At 75.7% G+C, this 16,449-nt stretch carries 16 protein-coding genes and 1 pseudogene; 8 read left to right on the top strand and 9 right to left on the bottom strand.

All coding sequences use genetic code 11. The features are described from left to right. Positions 1 to 139 precede the first annotated feature (139 nt). Positions 140 to 1,741, bottom strand: coding sequence for a purple acid phosphatase family protein (locus tag ACFXDE_RS34870; protein WP_380498481.1), 1,602 nt, complete (start codon positions 1,739 to 1,741; stop codon positions 140 to 142). Positions 1,742 to 1,898: 157 nt separating this feature from the next. On the opposite strand from ACFXDE_RS34870, the gene ACFXDE_RS34865 reads away from it, so the two are divergent. Further along, positions 1,899 to 2,237 (top strand): hypothetical protein, encoded by a 339-nt coding sequence (locus ACFXDE_RS34865; RefSeq protein ID WP_380498480.1) that lies wholly within the window; start codon positions 1,899 to 1,901, stop codon positions 2,235 to 2,237. A gap of 12 nt (positions 2,238 to 2,249) precedes the next feature. Here ACFXDE_RS34865 and ACFXDE_RS34860 read toward each other — a convergent pair whose 3' ends face one another. Both ACFXDE_RS34860 and ACFXDE_RS34855 read right to left on the bottom strand, forming a co-directional pair. After that, the gene (locus tag ACFXDE_RS34860; protein WP_380498479.1) at positions 2,250 to 3,035 is read right to left on the bottom strand and encodes a DUF1963 domain-containing protein; all 786 of its coding nucleotides are present in this window, start codon (positions 3,033 to 3,035) and stop codon (positions 2,250 to 2,252) included. Positions 3,036 to 3,170: 135 nt separating this feature from the next. Further along, positions 3,171 to 4,646, bottom strand: a complete 1,476-nt coding sequence (locus ACFXDE_RS34855) for a PQQ-binding-like beta-propeller repeat protein (protein WP_380498478.1) — start codon at positions 4,644 to 4,646, stop codon at positions 3,171 to 3,173. 171 nt (positions 4,647 to 4,817) lie between these two features. On the opposite strand from ACFXDE_RS34855, the gene ACFXDE_RS34850 reads away from it, so the two are divergent. Next, entirely contained in the window at positions 4,818 to 5,873 is a 1,056-nt protein-coding gene (locus tag ACFXDE_RS34850; protein ID WP_380498477.1) for an NAD-dependent epimerase/dehydratase family protein, read from the top strand. Positions 5,874 to 5,900: 27 nt separating this feature from the next. On the opposite strand, the gene ACFXDE_RS34845 is transcribed toward ACFXDE_RS34850, so the two are convergent. The 3 genes from ACFXDE_RS34845 to ACFXDE_RS34835 form a co-directional block, all read right to left on the bottom strand. Next, entirely contained in the window at positions 5,901 to 6,116 is a 216-nt protein-coding gene (locus tag ACFXDE_RS34845) for a hypothetical protein (RefSeq protein ID WP_380498476.1), read from the bottom strand. A gap of 70 nt (positions 6,117 to 6,186) precedes the next feature. Further along, the gene (locus ACFXDE_RS34840) at positions 6,187 to 7,344 is read right to left on the bottom strand and encodes a sensor histidine kinase (RefSeq protein ID WP_380498475.1); all 1,158 of its coding nucleotides are present in this window, start codon (positions 7,342 to 7,344) and stop codon (positions 6,187 to 6,189) included. Next, positions 7,341 to 8,072, bottom strand: coding sequence for a response regulator transcription factor (locus tag ACFXDE_RS34835; protein WP_380436586.1), 732 nt, complete (start codon positions 8,070 to 8,072; stop codon positions 7,341 to 7,343). The genes ACFXDE_RS34840 and ACFXDE_RS34835 overlap by 4 nt, the downstream gene beginning before the upstream one ends. Positions 8,073 to 8,245: 173 nt before the next feature. On the opposite strand from ACFXDE_RS34835, the pseudogene ACFXDE_RS34830 reads away from it, so the two are divergent. The 3 genes and pseudogenes from ACFXDE_RS34830 to ACFXDE_RS34820 all read left to right on the top strand — a co-directional run. Further along, a pseudogene (locus ACFXDE_RS34830) lies at positions 8,246 to 8,965 on the top strand (glycosyltransferase family 2 protein); the annotation flags it as partial. Beyond that, positions 8,945 to 9,646 carry a DUF2064 domain-containing protein gene (locus ACFXDE_RS34825; RefSeq protein ID WP_380498501.1) on the top strand — a complete coding sequence of 234 codons (702 nt, stop codon included), beginning with the start codon at positions 8,945 to 8,947 and terminating at the stop codon, positions 9,644 to 9,646. The pseudogene ACFXDE_RS34830 and the gene ACFXDE_RS34825, both read left to right, overlap by 21 nt. Continuing rightward, positions 9,643 to 10,302 carry an SAM-dependent methyltransferase gene (locus tag ACFXDE_RS34820; protein ID WP_380498474.1) on the top strand — a complete coding sequence of 220 codons (660 nt, stop codon included), beginning with the start codon at positions 9,643 to 9,645 and terminating at the stop codon, positions 10,300 to 10,302. The genes ACFXDE_RS34825 and ACFXDE_RS34820 overlap by 4 nt, the downstream gene beginning before the upstream one ends. Positions 10,303 to 10,617: 315 nt before the next feature. Here the strand turns inward: ACFXDE_RS34820 and ACFXDE_RS34815 are convergent, their stop codons facing one another. Beyond that, complete coding sequence (locus tag ACFXDE_RS34815) at positions 10,618 to 11,946, bottom strand: glycosyltransferase 87 family protein (protein ID WP_380498473.1); 1,329 nt, start codon at positions 11,944 to 11,946, stop codon at positions 10,618 to 10,620. A gap of 219 nt (positions 11,947 to 12,165) precedes the next feature. Between ACFXDE_RS34815 and ACFXDE_RS34810 the strand changes: the two genes are divergently transcribed. Continuing rightward, on the top strand, positions 12,166 to 13,275 hold the full coding sequence (locus ACFXDE_RS34810; protein WP_380498500.1) for a molybdopterin-dependent oxidoreductase: 1,110 nt from the start codon (positions 12,166 to 12,168) through the stop codon (positions 13,273 to 13,275). Further along, positions 13,275 to 13,706 carry a hypothetical protein gene (locus tag ACFXDE_RS34805; protein ID WP_380436592.1) on the top strand — a complete coding sequence of 144 codons (432 nt, stop codon included), beginning with the start codon at positions 13,275 to 13,277 and terminating at the stop codon, positions 13,704 to 13,706. Before ACFXDE_RS34810 ends, ACFXDE_RS34805 begins: the two co-directional genes overlap by 1 nt. Here the strand turns inward: ACFXDE_RS34805 and ACFXDE_RS34800 are convergent. Further along, the gene (locus tag ACFXDE_RS34800; protein ID WP_380498472.1) at positions 13,669 to 14,526 is read right to left on the bottom strand and encodes an S-methyl-5'-thioadenosine phosphorylase; all 858 of its coding nucleotides are present in this window, start codon (positions 14,524 to 14,526) and stop codon (positions 13,669 to 13,671) included. The two genes, ACFXDE_RS34805 and ACFXDE_RS34800, sit on opposite strands and share 38 nt — an antisense overlap. A gap of 264 nt (positions 14,527 to 14,790) precedes the next feature. Here ACFXDE_RS34800 and ACFXDE_RS34795 point away from each other — a divergent pair, with 264 nt between their 5' ends. After that, positions 14,791 to 15,429 carry a transglycosylase family protein gene (locus ACFXDE_RS34795; RefSeq protein WP_380498471.1) on the top strand — a complete coding sequence of 213 codons (639 nt, stop codon included), beginning with the start codon at positions 14,791 to 14,793 and terminating at the stop codon, positions 15,427 to 15,429. Between the two features lie 60 nt (positions 15,430 to 15,489). On the opposite strand, the gene ACFXDE_RS34790 is transcribed toward ACFXDE_RS34795, so the two are convergent. Continuing rightward, on the bottom strand, positions 15,490 to 16,251 hold the full coding sequence (locus ACFXDE_RS34790; protein WP_380498470.1) for a class I SAM-dependent methyltransferase: 762 nt from the start codon (positions 16,249 to 16,251) through the stop codon (positions 15,490 to 15,492). Between the last annotated feature and the right edge of the window lie 198 nt (positions 16,252 to 16,449).

The raw sequence follows: 16,449 nt of genomic DNA, 5'->3' as shown, positions 1-16,449 counted from the left end.
CCCCAACCCCACACCGGGCACAACACCCCGCCCCCTGTCGGGCCCCCCCCCAACCCCCCCGCCCCCCCCCCCCGGGGGGGCCGCCCCGGGGCCGCGGGGGGGGCCCCCCCCGCCCCCACGGGAGTGGAGCGCGGGTGCGCTACCGTCGGGCGGCCGCCGCCCGTCGGTCGGAGTGGGTGTCCTCGCCCTGGGTGTCGTCGTCGCCCCAGCCGTCGCTGCGGTCGCGGTACAGGGTGAACCGGTCGTAGAGCACCGGCGTCGGCACCGGGTTGGCCGCCGTGGCCGGAGCCGAGTGGTAGTAGCTCACGGTGATGGTGGTGCGGCTGCCGGGCAGCACGCCCGGGTCGACGTCGAAGACCGCGACGCCGTAGGGGTACTTGGTGTCCGGGTCGATCACCGCAGACCAGGTGGCCTTCTCCTTGGCGTCCGGGTCGGCCTTGAAGGTGAGGCGCTGGGTGCGGACGAAGGCCTCGCGGACGCCGTCGCCGTCGGCCGGCAGGTACTTGTCGTCGTGGCCGGCGGTGCCGCCGCCGCCCAGGATGAGGTGGACGGTGCCCTGCGAGGTGTCGATCTGCCGCAGGTCGTCGTCGGCGACGGACGGGGTGAGCAGGCCGCCGGACTCGGTGCCGCGCACGGGGTGGGTGCGCTCGTAGTCGTGGTCGTGGCCGGCGAGGACGAGGTCGACCGCGTACTGGTCGAACAGCGGCATCAGCTTCTCCCGGATGCCCATGTCGCCGCCGTGGCTGGCGGCGGACGAGGACATCGCGAACTGGTGCATGCTGACGACGATCCAGTCGACCGCGCTGCCACCCCGGGCCCGCGACAACGTGCGCTCCAGCCAGCGCAGTTGGGCGCCGTCGCTGTAGTCGCTGATGTAGATGGACTGCCCGGTGGCGGGGTCGATGCTGGCGTCGTCCTCGACCGCGATCTCATTGCCGTCGAGGCTCAGGAAGAGCACCGAACCGACCTGGAACGCGTACCAGTTGCCGCAGTAGTCGCGGGTGCCGTTGTCGGGGAGCTCGAAGCGGGTCAGGTAGGAGGCGTAGCCGAGGTCGCCGCCGCCCGCCTCGACCTCGTGGTTGCCGGGCGCGGGCATCCAGGGCCGGCTGGCGGCCGACTTGGACAGGTTGTTCATGAACGCGTTCCAGCACTGCGGCTGGAGCTGCGGGTTGTTGTTGGCGTACGCGAGGTCGCCGTTGAGCAGGTGGAACAGCGGCGAGAACTGCTCGACCTGGCGGACGGCCGCCGCACCGTGGATCGAGGACTTCGCGAACACGTTGTCGCCGGTGCCGAGGTCGCCGAAGCTGGTGAAGCGGAACGCGGCGCGCCCGCGCCCGGGGGCGGTGCGGAAGGTGCCGCGCACCGGCTGGGCACCGTCGTGCAGGACGTCGTAGACGTACGTGGTGTCGGGCTTCAGGCCGCGCAGCCGGACGTGGTGGGTGAAGGTCTCGACCTTGTTCAGCCCGTCGACGTACGTCCGCGTCTCGGCGTCGACGCTGCGCCCACCGCCGCCGCGCGGCGTCCCGAGCCGCAGGCGCGGGCGGCTCACGCTCGCCGCCGTCGCCCAGGAGACGGTCATCTCGGTGGACGGCTCGTCGCCCCACTGGAGGTGGACCTGCTCGGGGCCAGGCGTGCCGGCGACGGCGGGCTGCGTCCAGAGCAGGGTGGACGCCGGGATCGCCGCGAGGGCGCCGGCGGCCGTACCCGTCCGAAGGACCGTTCTGCGCGAGGGATGTGACACTGCCGCCTCCATGGGCTCCGAGAAACGCCCAGGAGACTCCCACGGCGGACGGTACCGGCGAACCACTTCGGACAGTGCGTCCGGCGAACGCCGGGTGAACGAACCGGTTACTGTGGCCCACGTCCGACGGCGCCAACGCGATCGAGAGGTCCCGCACGTGTCCTCAGCACCGGATTCCCCCGCAGCACCGGCCTGGTACACCGTCCGGTGCTTCTTCCGCTGGACCAACTGGAGCGACGCGCCCTACGAGGAACGGATCACCCTCTGGCGCGCCGGCTCCTTCGACGAGGCGATGGTGCTCGGCGAGCGCGAGGCCTCCGCGTACGCGGAGGACGGCGGCTTCGAACTGCTGCCGCTCACCCAGGTGTTCGTCCTCGACGCGGACGGCGGCCCGGCCCACGGCAGCGAGGTGTTCTCCCTGCTGCACCGCACGGACATGGCACCGGAGACGTACCTGGACCAGTTCGACCGCGACGGCAGCACCGAGCAGCCGTGAGCCGGCGGGCTCCTACGCGCCGTAACGATGGGCGAACGGGCGCCCGGGGCAGGTGCGGCACTCGAACAGGCGCACGCTGTCCAGGCCGCCGAGGCTCAGGTCCGCGCCCTCCCACCTGACGTCGCGGTCCTCGACCGGGGTCCACGCCTGCCGGTTGTCGTGCTCCTCGGTGCTGTCCACCGTGAGCAGGTGGTCCATCGGCGTCGAGCAGAGCGGGCAGACCGGCCACCGCGGTTCCTGCGACCAGCCGGGGTAGCCGCCCAGCTTGGTGCCCGGTGCGGTGGACAGGTGGTCCTGGTAGTGCCAGCCCGTCTCCGCCTCCACCTGTTCGAAGCGGGCGTCCAGGGCGTCCCAGAGCTCGTCCGGCAGGTCCCAACTCGCGTACTCCGTCACCGTCTCCGGGTGCACGACACAAGGACGCGGCACCCGCCCGTACCCGGCGTCCGCAGGCGCCGGCGGGGTCTGCCGCACCTCCCCCACCTCCGCCGCGGAGCGCCAGTGGACCAGCGGGACGACCCACTGGCTCGCGTGGCGGCGCGGACACCACAGCACCTGGAGCAGGTCCCGCCCCTCCGGGAAGGACACGGTGTCCGGCACGTCGGCGCGGAAGATCTGGACGACCGCGACCATCGGCGACCCCGGGTGCTCGGGGCACTCCGGCCACGGCTCCCGCGCCGGCCACAGCAGCGGCCCGCCGACCGAGCTGTCACGGCACGTCGGCCGGCCCGAGCGCGGGTGCAGCCGCACGGTCTCCCGGCGGAAGGGCGCGAGCTCGGGAAACAGCGCTTCGACGTTCAAGGGGCGTGGTGGAGTTCGACGGGTCACCCGCGGACGGTACCGGGGGCCGGGGGCCGGGCGCACCGGAGATTCGGCCGGAGCCGCACAGGAAGTCGGCGGGCCCGACTTCTCGCGCGCGGCCTACGCCGACCGCACCTACCTCGGCACCGCCACGGCCCGTACCGGGGGCTCGGCGTCGGTGGTGCCGTCCCGGGCGACGACGGTGAAGCGGCCGGGGCCGTCCGGGGCCAGGTCCGACGGGTCGTCCGACTCGGTGCCGAGGACGGCGAGGCTCTCGTCCTCGTGGCCGGTGGCGGTGTCCACGCCGGTCAGGGAGTTGCGGGTCATCGCCCAGACGCGGGTGCCGTCGACGGCCAGGCCGGTCACCTGGTCGTCCAGCCCGGCGGTCCACCGCTTGCCGCCGTCGGCGAGGGAATAGGCGACCAGGCGGCCCGCCGCGTGGCGGCTGTTGTGCTTCGCACCACCGAAGGTGACATCGTCCGGCTTCTCGCCCGGCACGACGAGCAGGTCGCCCACGACCACCGCACCGTAGGCGGGGCGGGCCTCGAACCGCTGGAGGGCGTGGGCGCCGCCCAGGGTGACGTCCAGGTCGTACTCGTCCCCGGAGACCGGGATGGTGCTGCGCACCTTGCCCGCGCGGTCGAAGGCGAGCACGGCGTGCGTGCCGCGGTCGCCCTGCTCGTCCACCCACACGGTGAGCGGGTCGGCGGAGAGGACGGCCGCGTCGTTCAGGCCGTTGGCGAGCGGCAGGACGGTGTGTGTCCGCTCCTGCCCGTCCTGCGGGGCCAGCGTCCGCAGCACCGGGCCGCCCTTGGTGCACTGGGCGACGGTGACGGCGGTGTCCGGGCCGCCGGCGACCCGCAGCGGTGCGCAGTCCGGGTCGACGGCGCTGCGCCAGGCGGCGCTGCCGTCGGTGAGGCTGACGGCGCGCCAGCCGCCCGTCTCCTGGAGGACGGCGCGATCGCCGGCGACAGCCAGCAGTCCGGGAACGGCGGTGTCGCCCGCGCGGAGGGGAGCGTCGAGGTTCGCCGTCCAGCGCGGGGTGCCGGTCGCGAGGTCGAGCGCGATCGCGGTGGCGCACGGCCGGCCGTGGGCTCCGTGGGCGAACAGCCCGATGCCGTGGCCGGTTTCGCGGCTCATGGCGCAGACGGAGTCCTCGGCGGGCGGGGTCCAGCTCCAGGCGGTGTCGCCGGTGGTGGCGCGGTAGGCCACCACCTTGTCGGGCCGGGCGCGGACGACGAGGTCCCCGGTGCTCCAGCTGCCGATGGCGCGGATGTCCGAGGGCCGGTCGGGCGGGGCCGTCCAGTCGTCCTTGACGCCGAGGCCGGCGAAGTGGACGAAGATCCCGAGGCCGATCAGCGTGCCGAGGGCGACGGACGGCAGGCCGAAGCGCGGATGGAAGAGCGCGTAGAGCAGACCGGCGCCGCAGACCATCAGCCCGAGGATGGCGATGAACCCCATGGAGGCGACGGCATCGCCGCCGTAGCCGTAGCGCCCGCCGAACAGCGCCCCCAGCCCGAGCACCAGGAACAGCGCGCCGAACACCCCGCCCGAGACCACCCCCAGGATCTCCTGGTCGACCTTGAGCCGGTCCTTGATGTTCCCCGCCATGCCGCTTCTCCCCCGAGACGTGTCGAATGATCATGGCAGAGGCCGACAAGCGCAGGAAGTCGGATCCATCGACTTCCTGTGCGCGGAGGCCTCGCCCGGACGGATTACCGTTCCCTGACGTCCCGTCCGCGCCCGCCCACCTCCCGGGCCCGCCCGACTAGCGTCGACGGCATGGAGATTCTCGTGACCGGCGGCGCCGGCTTCATCGGCTCCGCCGTCGTCCGCACCCTCACGGCGGTGGGCCACGGCGTGCGGGTGCTGGACGCGCTGTTGCCCGCCGTCCATCCGTCCGCGCAGCCCCCCGAGTTGCCGGACGGCGTGCCCTTCCTGCACGGGGACGTCCGCGACCCGGCCGCAGTGGAGGAGGCGCTCGACGGGGTGGACGCCGTCTGCCACCAGGCCGCGATGGTCGGCCTCGGGCTGGACCTGAACGACGCGCCCGCCTACGCCGGCTGCAACGACCTCGGCACCGCCGTCCTGCTCGCGGCGATGGCCCGCACCGGCGTCCGGCGTCTCGTCCTGGCCGGCTCGATGGTCGTCTACGGCGAGGGCCGCTACCGCTGCCCCGTGCACGGCGACGTCGCGCCGGGCCCGCGCCGACCGGCCGACCTGGACGCGGGCCGGTTCGAGCCGCCCTGCCCGGTCTGCGCCACCGCCCTCGCCCCCGGACTGGTCACCGAGGACGCGCCCGCCGACCCGCGCAACGTGTACGCCGCCACCAAGCTCGCCCAGGAGCACCTCGCCTCCGCGTGGGCCCGCGCCTCCGGAGGCACCGTCCTGACGCTCCGCTACCACAACGTCTACGGTCCGGGGATGCCGCGCGACACCCCGTACGCGGGGGTCGCGTCGCTGTTCCGCTCGGCGCTGGCACGGGGCGAGGCACCCCGGGTGTTCGAGGACGGCGGCCAGCGGCGCGACTTCGTCCACGTCGAGGACGTCGCGGCGGCCAACCTGGTGGCCCTGACCTCGATCGACGCCAGGCCGCCCGGCAGCGCCCGCGCCTACAACGTGGGCAGCGGCGAACCCCGGACGGTCGGCGAGATGGCCTCGGCGCTCGCGGAGGCGTACGGCGGCCCGGCACCGGTGGTGACGGGCGAGTACCGCCTCGGCGACGTCCGGCACATCACCGCGGACTCCGCCCGCCTGCGCACCGAACTCGGGTGGCGCCCGCAAGTGCCGTTCCACACCGGGATGAAGGAGTTCGCCGCCGCGCCCCTTCGGGCGTGACCACGGCGAACGGAACCACCGTCACGCTCAACGCACGGCCTGTTCCCAGATCTCCAGCCCCGCGCGGAGGAGTTCGCGCACGGCCGCGGTCTCCTCGCCCGTCCAGGCTCCCTCCCCCGCGGCCGGTTCGAGGGCTTCGCCGCCGAAGACCTTCTCGTAGGCGCTGTCGTGAACCGACCCCTGGGCGGGCAGGGGCGGGCCGGCCTTCAGGCTGCGGGAGAGGTCCTCGAAGAAGGCGGCCATGCCCATCTCCCTGATGCCGCGGTGGCACCTGCCACACGGCGAATCTAGGCGTGCGAGGCCGCCCTCGACACTAGGCGTGCGAGGCCGTCCTCGGCGCCGGTAGGGCGATCTCGAAGCAGCAGCCCCCGTCGACGTTGCGCACGCCGGCCCGCCCGGCGTGGGCCTCGACGATGCCGCGCACGATGGCCAGCCCGAGCCCACCGCCGCTGTCCCCGCTGTCGCCGCCCTCGCCCGGGTCGCGCCGGGGCGTGCGGGCGGCGCCGCCGCGCCAGCCGGTCTCGAAGACGCGCGGCAGGTCCTGTTCCGGGATGCCGCCGCAGCCGTCGGTGACGGACAGCACGACCTCGTCCGCCTCGCGCCGGGCGGCGACCGCGACCACGCCCTCCTCCGGGGTCGCCCGGATCGCGTTGACCAGCAGGTTCCCGAGCACCCTGGTGATCTCCCGGCTGTCCACCTCGACGGGCTCGGCCGCCACCTCCCGCCCCTCCAGCCGGACCCCGCGCCGCCGGGCCAGCGGGTAGGCGCCGGCGAGCGCGTCGTCCACCAGGTCGTAGACGGACACCCGGGCCACCGACAGCGACAGCGCCCCCGCCTGGATCCGGGACAGCTCGAACAGGTCGTCGACCATCCCGGTGAGCCGTTCGACCTCGGTGCGGATCCGGACGAGGTAGCGCTCCGGCTCGTCGGCGACGCCGTCCTCCAGCGCCTCGGCCATGGCCCGCAGGCCGGCGAGCGGGGTGCGCAGGTCGTGCGAGATCCAGGCGATCAGCTCCCGGCGCGAGCGCTCCAGAGCCTGTTCGCGCGCCCTGGACTCGGCGAGCCTGGCACTGGTGGCGGCCAACTCCTCGCTCAGAGCCGCCAGTTCGGTGCCGAGCGGCTGGTCCGGCGCGGTGAACCCGGCGTCGCTGCCGACCGTCCGGGCCGCCACGGCGAGCGCCCGGCTGCCGGCCACCACCTGGCGGCCGAGCAGGGCGGCGGTGAGCAGCGACACGACGGCGGCCATGCCGAGCACGGTGACGACCACGCCGAAGTCGTGGGTGGACAGGAACATCGCCTGCGCCACCGCGAAGGTGCCCGAGGTCACCGCGAGGACGGTCACCACGGCGACCGTGAACAGCGAGAGCGCGACGGAACGCCGGCGCAGCAGCCGGATCGCGGCCCAGCCGAGCAGTCCGGCGCCGCCGGCGCCGAGGGCGGCGAACAGGGCGATCAGCAGGACGTCCTTCACCGGTCACCACCGCCGGCCGGGTCGTAGCGGTAGCCGACGCCCCACACGGTGGTGATGAGCGCGGGCGCGGCGGGGTCGTCCTCGATCTTCTCGCGCAGCCGCCGGACGTGGACGGTGACGGTGGAGAGGTCGCCGAAGTCCCAGCCCCAGACGCGCTGCATCAGGTCCTGCCGGGAGAAGACCGTGCCGGGGTGCCGGAGCAGGAACGCGAGCAGGTCGAACTCCCGCAGGGTCAGGGAGAGTTCGCGCTCGCCACGCTGGGCCCGGCGGGCCTTCGGGTCGAGGGCGATGTCCCCCGAGCGCAGCGGGCCGCCGTCCGGAGCCGCCGAGCCCGCCGGGGCCGCGCCGGCCCGGGCGCGGCGCAGCACCGACTGCACCCGCAGCACCAGCTCGCGCGGGCTGAACGGCTTGGTGACGTAGTCGTCGGCGCCGAGCTCCAGGCCGAGGATCCGGTCGGCCTCGTCCCCCTTGGCGGTGAGCAGCACCACCGGCAGCCCGGCACCCTCGGCGGAGGCGCGCAGGCGGCGCAGCACCTCCAGCCCGTCGAGCCCGGGGAGCATGAGGTCCAGCACCAGGAGGTCCGGGGGCGCGCTGCGGGCGAGGGCGAGCCCCTCGGCGCCGTCGGCGGCGCGGTCCACGAGGTGGCCGGCGCGGGTGAGGTAGCCGGCGACGACCTCGGCCACGGTCGGGTCGTCGTCGATCACCAGGATGCGGGAGACGTCGTTCACCTCGCCGAGGATAGGAGGTGTCGGCGCCGGGTGCGGACCGGACGGGACGGGCGTTCGCCTTCCGTAAGATCCCCGAGCCCTGCCGGACGAGATCACCCGGACGGGCCAGCCGACACGACGTCCGCGTTCCGTAAGGCGCCGGTGCCCCCGCACCCGGCCCGTCGGCGCCTAGCGTGGCCCGCGTGACCTCACCCACCCCCATTCCCCCTTCCGTCGACGTCGTCCTGCCGTGTCTGGACGAGGCCGCCGCGCTGCCCTGGGTGCTCGGCCGGATCCCGGCCGGCTGGCGGGCGATCGTCGTCGACAACGGCTCCACGGACGGCTCGGCCGAGCTGGCCCGTTCGCTCGGCGCGACGGTGGTGGCCGAGCCCCGGCGCGGCTTCGGCGCCGCCTGCCACGCCGGGCTGCTCGCGGCCACCGCCGAGCTGGTGTGCTTCCTGGACTGCGACGGCTCGCTCGATCCGGCCCAGCTGCCGCGCGTCACCGGACCGGTGCTGGCGGGTACGGCGGACCTCGTCCTCGGCCGGCGCCGCCCGTCGACGGCCGGGGCCTGGCCGGTGCACGCCAGGCTCGCCAACGCCGTCCTCGCCCACCGCCTGCGTGCCCGCACGGGGGCGGCGCTGCACGACCTCGGCCCGATGCGGGCCGCCCGCCGGGAGCGGCTGCTGGCGCTCGGCCTGGGCGACCGGCGCTCCGGCTACCCGCTGGAGATGGTGCTCACGGCGGCGGCGGCCGGGATGCGGATCGCCGAGACGCCGGTCGACTACCTGCCGCGCGCGGGCCGCTCCAAGGTCACCGGGACCCTGCGCGGGACCCGGCAGGCCGTCCGCGACATGCGGGCGGTGCTGGCCGCGCCGCCGCCCACGCTGCTGGTGATCGCCAAGGCGCCCGTCCCGGGCCGGGTGAAGACGCGACTCACGCCGCCGTTCACGCCCGAGCAGGCCGCCGGTCTGGCCGAGGCCGCGCTCGCCGACACCCTGCAGACGCTGTCCACCGTCCCGGCCGGGCTGCGCCTGCTGGTGCTGGACGGCGAACCGGGCGACTGGCTGCCGCCGGGCTGGCAGGTCGTGCCGCAGTCGGGCGGCGGCCTGGACGAGCGGCTCGCGGCGGCCTTCGCCGACGCCGCCCGCCTCGCCCCGAGCGCGCCCGCGCTGCTCGTCGGCATGGACACCCCGCAGCTGAGCGCGGCGGCACTGGCCGAGCCGCTGTCCGCCGCCCGGCGCGCGGGCGTCGACGCGTGGTACGGCCCGGCGGCGGACGGCGGCTTCTGGGCCCTCGGCCTGGCCCGGCCGACGGCTCCGCTCGCCGCCCGACTCCTGCGCGGCGTACCGATGTCCACGCCGCATACCGGATCCCACCTCCTCGACCGTCTCACGGCAACAGATCTGACGATGCATCATCTTCCGGAACTCACCGACGTGGACACCGCCGAGGACGCCCGCCGCGTCGCCGCCGAAGCCCCGCACGGCCGCTTCGCCGCCCGCCTCGCCGACTTCGAACTCAGCCACGGGGGCGACGAGTTGACACCCACCACCGCTCTGCAGGTCGACTCTCCCACCGGGATGCCACGTTGACGATCACCGCCACCACCCCCTGGGTCGACGACCCGTTCGCCGAGGCCGTCCGCACCGGCCGCGGCCCGCTCTGGCTCCGCCGTGCCGACGGCCACCGCCTCCGGCTCGACGTCGAACGCTGGTGCGCCCCGGCCGCCGGGGCCGACCACAGCCTGCTGCTGCGCTGCACCCGGCTCTCCGCCCCCGTCCTCGACCTCGGCTGCGGGCCCGGCCGCCTGGTCGCCGCGCTGCTCGAACTCGGCGTCCCGGCGCTCGGCGTGGACGTGACCGGCGCGGCCGTCGCCCGCACGCTCGGCCTCGGCGGCCCGGCCCTGTGCCGCTCGGTCTTCGACCGGCTGCCCGCCGAGGGCCGCTGGGGCGCCGCACTGCTGGCCGACGGCAACCTCGGGATCGGCGGCGACCCGCTCGCCCTGCTCCGCCGGGGCGCCGAACTCATCGCCCCGGACGGCCTGTTGCTCGTCGAGGTGGAGGCGGCGGAGACGGACGAGCGCGCCGTCGTCCGGGTCGAGGGCCCGGACGGCCGCCTCGGCCCGCCGTTCCCGTGGGCCCGCCTCGGCACCCGCGCCGCCCTGCGCCGCGCCCGCGCGGCCGGCCTCGCGGAGGCCGAGCGCTGGACCTCGCACGGCCGGCGCTTCCTCGCCCTGCGCAAGGCCTGAGCCGGACGCGGGCATGGATTTGGGCCGGGGTCCAGGGAGCCTTGCAGGACGCCGTTCGTGCGTCACGCGTGCGGCTGTCGCCCAACCGCCTCTCGGCCCCTCGGTCAGGGGTGCCCCGGCGGCACCCTTCGCGGCGTCGCGGCCGAGCCTGCCAGAAGCCCCGGGCGGGGACAAGACCCCCGAACCGACGCCTACCCGGCGTTCCCCACCCGCCACGGCGGGTGCCCGGACCTGCACGTCAACGGCACCCGTCCCGCGCCGTCCGCGCACCGGACCCACGGGACGGGCACCAGCCCCACGGGACGGGCACCCCCTTCACACCGCCCGCGCGAGCACCCGCCGAGCGGCCCGCCGGCCGCCCCACCGCCGCACCGCGCCGCCCGTCACGACGCACGCCAGCGCCACCCCGTACGCGGCCTGCTGCGCCTCGATCCCGCCCGTCAGGTAGAGCACCTGCCCCGCCGCCGGGACGGCCAGCCACTCCCACCGCCCGTCCAGCGCGACGAGCGCCACCACCAGCAGCCCGTACCACGGGTAGGACGGCGCCACGACGAGCAGTGCCGTCCCGGTGACGAGGAGCGCGCCCGACCACGGCCGCGCCGGGTCCCCGCGCCGCAGCACCCACAGCGCCACCCCGGCCAGCACGGCTCCCGCCGCCCACGGCAGCAGCGCGTCCGGCAGGACCAGCGCCGGCAGCCCGAACCGGTCGATGTGCCCCTGCTCGTAGCCCTCCTCCCGCAGGTAGCCCGGCAGGTACCCGAGCACCCCGGCGCCGGACGCGGCGACGTACGGGACGTACGAGAGCGCGAACGCGCCGACCGTCCACGCCACCAGCACCGCGCTCTCCCGGACGGACCGGCGGGCGAGCACCCCCGGCAGCGCCAGCCCGGGCAGCAGCTTGACCGCGATGGCGGCTCCGGCCAACAGCCCCCCGGCCGCCGGGCGCCGTCGCACCACACACCCCAGCCCGGCCACGAGCAGCAGTCCGCCCAACGTGTCCACGTGCGCGTCGTTGACCGCCCACACCGTCACACCCGGGCACCACCCCCACAGCGCCGCCCGCCGGTTCCCCCGCCCGACCACGAGCAGCGCCCCCGTCGTCGCGACCGCGAGCAGCGCGCCGGCCGCCTGCGCCCCGCGCACCCCGCCGCCGAACGGGTGCACGACGAGGAACCACGCCTCCGCGACGGGCGGGTAAATCGTGTGCACGGCGGGCCGGTTGATGTGGGTGCAGTCCCCGGCCGCCGTCCGCCGCTCGTCCCAGCCGGCGCACTCCCCGCCCGTCGGCCAGAGCCCGGGATCGCGCAGCCGGGCGAGCGCGGGGTCGTCGGGGGTGTGCGCGTACGGGGAGATCCCGGCGGCCTGCACCCGGCCGTCCCAGACGTACCGGTAGGCGTCGTCGCTGGTGCGCGGCGGCGCGAGGAGGCCGACGGCGGCGACGGCGATGCTGCCCGCGAGCACCAGCGGCACGACCTGACGGTCGGTCACCTTCCGGAGCAGTACGAGCGCGAGCGCGAACAGCCCGGCGTCGACGGCGTACCAGACGAACAGGGGCGCGCGATGGTCGAGCGCGCCACCGCCCGTGACGGTCACGACGAGGGCTCCGACCAGAGCGGCGAGGGCGAGGAGGGCACGAGTGAGCACGGCGCCCACCCTGCCACCGCCGGGCCGGGGCGGGCCGCCGCGACGTGGCGCCGTTCGGATTCCGTAAGCACGTCGGAGCGCCGCCGCGGGGCCCCGGACGGGTTCCATGGGCACGTGAACCCGAAGACGCCCGAACCCCCCGGCCCGAGCTCCCCCGGCCCGAGTTCCCCCAGTCCGTCCCGCCGCTACGACCTCCCGCTCCCGCCGCCGCCCGACGCCCTGCGCCGCGGGCCGTTCCGCGACGGGAAGTTCCGCTCGGCGCTGCACGAGCCGCGCACCACCGTCGTGCTCGGCCGCTGGCTCGGCGCCGCGCTGCTGGTCTGCTTCCTCACCGGCCTGGTCAGCCACGCCCTCCAGGACCCGCCGACCTGGCTCGTCCCGTACCTCCAGAGCCGGCCGGTGGGCGGCTACCAGGTCACCCAGGGACTGCACGTGATCAGCGGCCTGGCCGCGATCCCGCTGCTCGGGGCGAAGCTGTGGACGGTCTACCCGCGGCTCTTCGAGTGGCCGCCCGCCCGCAGCGTGCTGCACGCGCTGGAGCGGCTCGGCATCTTCGTCCTCGTCGCGGCGATGCTGCTGGAGGTGTTCACCGGGCTGTTCAACACCCTCCAGTGGTACCCGTGGCCGTTCCCGTTCCGCCAAACCCACTTCTGGCTGGCCTGGTTGGCCACCGGCGGGCTCCTCGTCCACATCGCCGCCAAGGGCACGCTCATCGCCCGGCACTGGCGCCGCCCGGCCGTCGGGCTCCCGCAGCGCCGCGCCTTCCTGACCGCCGTGACGGCCGCCGCGGGTGTCGTGACCCTCACCACCGCCGGGCAGACGGTGCCCTTCCTCAGCGGCCTGGACCTGCTCGCCCCGCGCCGCCCGGACATCGGCCCGCAGGGCCTGCCGGTCAACCGCACCGCCGCCCAGGCCGGCACCGTCACCGCCCCCGCGGACTGGCGGCTGCGCGTGGACGGCCCCCGCCCGTACACCCTCACCCTCGCGGAGCTCGCGCAACTACCGCAGCACGACGTGGAATTGCCGATCGCCTGCGTCGAGGGCTGGAGCGCGACGGCCCGCTGGAGCGGGGTCCGGATCGCCGACCTGATGGAGCGCGCCGGCGCCCCGGCCGGGGCCGCACTGCGCTTCACGTCCTTCGAGGCCAACGGGCCCTACCGGGTGATGGAGATGCCGTCCGAGTACGCCGTCGACCCGCTCTCACTGCTCGCCCTGCGCGTCAACGGCGAGGTGCTGAAGGCCGACCACGGCTATCCGGCGCGCGTCATCGCCCCCAACCGGCCCGGCGTGCTGCAGACCAAGTGGATCGAACGGATCGAGGTCGTCTGATGCCCCGTTGGCTGCGCGCCGCCCTCCTGCTCGGCGGCCTCGCCCTGCTCGGCTTCGGCCTCTCCGGCCTGCTCGCCGACTCCTACATCACCGCCCCGTTCGACGTCCTGGTGTGGGCCGTCGGAGCGGTCGTCCTGCACGACGGCCTGTGGCTACCGCTGCTCTGCCTGATCGGCGCCCGCTACGCCCGCGGTCCGGTGCTGCGCGCGTGGCTGGTCGTCGCGGCGGCGGTGACGGCCGTCGGGCTGCCGGCCGTCCTGCGGGACGGCACGGACCACGGCAACTCCACGCTGCTGCCGCTGCCTTACGGCCGCAACCTGCTGCTGGTACTGGCCGCCACCGCCGTCGTCGCGCTGCTGGTCGCGCTCGTCCGGCGGTGGCGCACCCAGGGCCTCAGGCCCCGGCGGCGACGCCCGGCAGACCCGTCGTGAGCCCGTCCAGCGCGTGCGAGCAGACGCAGTCCCGGTCCGCCGGCAGGCTCTCCAGCGCCTTGAACAGCACGGTGCGCAGCCGGTCGACGTTCCCCGCGAAGGCCTTCAGCACCTCGGCGTGGGTGACGCCCTCACCGGCCTCCACCCCGGCGTCGAGGTCGGTCACCAGCGCCAACGACGTGTAGCAGAGCCCGAGTTCGCGCGCCAGCACGGCCTCGGGGTGCCCGGTCATGCCGACCACCGACCAGCCGTTCGCGGAGAACCAGCGCGACTCGGCGCGGGTGGAGAAGCGCGGGCCCTCGATCACCACGAGCGTCCCGCCGTCCACCGGCTCCCAGGCCGCGTCGCGCGCCGCGTCCAGCGCCGCCAAGCGCCCGGCGGGGCAGTACGGGTCGGCCATCGACACGTGCACGACCTCGGGGAGCGAGCCGTCCGGCAGCGGCAGTCCGTCGTAGTAGGTCTGCACCCGGCCGGAGGTGCGGTCGACGAACTGGTCCGGCACCAGCAGCGTGCCGGGCCCGTACTCCGGCCGCAGCCCGCCCACCGCGCACGGCGCGAGCACCTGGCGCACACCGAGTGCGTGCAGGGCCCACAGGTTGGCCCGGTAATCGATCCGGTGCGGCGGCAGCCCGTGGCCGCGCCCGTGCCGCGGCACGAACGCCACCCGGCGGCCGGCCGCCTCGCCGAGGAACAGGGCGTCGCTCGGCGGCCCGTACGGCGTGTCGACGCGCACCTCGGTCACGTCGTCCAGCAGCGCGTACAGCCCCGATCCGCCGATCACACCCAGTTCGGCGCGCGGGAGTCGCTGATCGTTCGTCATCGTTCGTGCCCTTCCTCGGAGACGTCCCGGCCACTGTAGGAGGCGGCGCCCCCGGCGGAAGCGGGACCTCGATTACGTCGGTCTTACGGCTCGCGGCGCCGGCCGCTGCGGCCGAATGGCGGCGGGCCGCCGGGGTGGTCCCCGGCGGCCGGGCGGGTGACTTTCCGGACGCGTCGGCAACCGTCCGCCCCACCCGGCGTGCGTCGGTGGACATGCGCCGCCTCCGGACGGCGTACGCCCTGTCCCCGGACCTGAGAGCCGCCCATGCCTCCCACCGCCCGTCTCCGCAGCCTCGTCCCCACCGCCCTCTGCGCCCTGGCCGTCGCCCTCGCGGCCCCCGCGGCGCAGGCCGCGCCCCCGGGCGGCGGCCACGGGGCCGACCCCGTCGGGAGGTACGACTGGGAGAACGTGGCGGACTGCGAGAGCAGCCACGACTGGCACATCAACTCCGGCAACGGCTACTTCGGCGGCCTCCAGTTCGACACCCCCACCTGGCGCGAGAACGGCGGCCTCGCCTACGCCCCGCGCGCCGACCTCGCCACCCGCGAGGAGCAGATCGCCGTCGCCACCGTGCTCGCCGAGCGCCGGGGCCTGAGCCCCTGGCCGGTGTGCGGCGCCCGCGCGACCCGCGACCACGACCGGACCCGGGACCACGAATGGGACCGGGAGCGGGACCGCGATCGGGAGCACGCCCGCGGCACCGCCCTGCCGCCGCCGGCCGCCCCGGCCACCGCGCTCGCCGCCGGCGAGCGGCGCGTCGGCCAGGACGACACCCTGTTCGGCCTCGCGGACACCCTCCGCCTCCCCGGCGGCTGGCCCGCCCTGTACGAGGCCAACCGCGACGTCGTGGGCGACGACCCCGACCTCATCCAGCCCGGCATGGTCCTGCGCCTGCCGTCCTGAGCCCGGCCGGACACGCCGCCGCCCACGCCCCCGTCACTGGCGGGGGCGTGGGCGGTGTCGTCACGCGGGCTCCGCCACGAGGACGTGCAGCCCCCGCGCCCCCACCTCGCTGTGCCGGACGGCCAGGCCCGCCGCCGCGCACTGCTCCTCGACCCACTCCGGTGAGAGCCGCAGCTTCGGGTAGCTGCTGACCTCCTGCGTCCACGTCCCGCCGCTGCGGGTGTGGACCAGGTCGTGCACCAGCGCGGTGTCCTCGTCCGGGTACTCCAGCACGCAGGTCATGATCCGGTCCTCGGTGGCCCGCACCGGGAGGAAGCGGTCGGTGCCGGTGAGCGGGCAGGTCAGGTCCCGGAAGGACAGCACGAGCCGCCCGCCCGGCGCGAGCGCGAGCGCCGCGTCCCCCAGCAGCGCGACGACGTCCTGCCGCGCCGGGAGGTGCGTGAGCGTGTCCCCCATGCACACCACCGCGGCCACCGTGCCCGGCGCGGTGTGTGCCGGCAGGGCGCCCCGCAGGTCCGCCAGGACCGGCCGGACGATGTCCGCGTGCCCGGCCTTCGCCGCCAGTTCCGTCAGTTCGTCGAGCAGCCGCGCGCTCGTGTCGACGGCGAGGACCGTCCCGTAGCCCAGCGCGGCGAGGGCGAGGCTCTGCGGCCCCGGCCCGGCCCCGAGGTCCACGGCGAGCCGGCCGGGGCCGGCCGCCCGCACGCCGAGCCCGGCGAGCAGCTCGGCCTGGGCCGCGGCGAGGGCCGGGACGTCACCGCCGAGCATCCAGGTGTAGTGCGCGGCGAGGAGCCGGTCGTAGTGCTCGGGTGCGGTGTTCATGGCGGTACCTTCCGTCCGAAGTTCCTGTCCCTGACGGCATGTTAGGAACTCCCGATCCCGGCGGACCGGGCGCCCCCGGGAAAGCGGTCGGGCCGCCCCGGCACCCCCGCCCGACGGGGCGGCGGACCGCGGGGGGGGGGTGCCGCCGGGGGCGCGGGGGGGGGGGGGGGGGGGCCGGGCCGCCGCGCGGCGCCCCAC

Source organism: Kitasatospora sp. NPDC059408 (assembly GCF_042751525.1).
In the GTDB taxonomy this organism is placed as follows: domain Bacteria; phylum Actinomycetota; class Actinomycetes; order Streptomycetales; family Streptomycetaceae; genus Kitasatospora.
The sequence above is the reverse complement of the archived record's forward strand: the minus strand, read 5'-3'. Positions and strand labels throughout refer to the sequence as shown.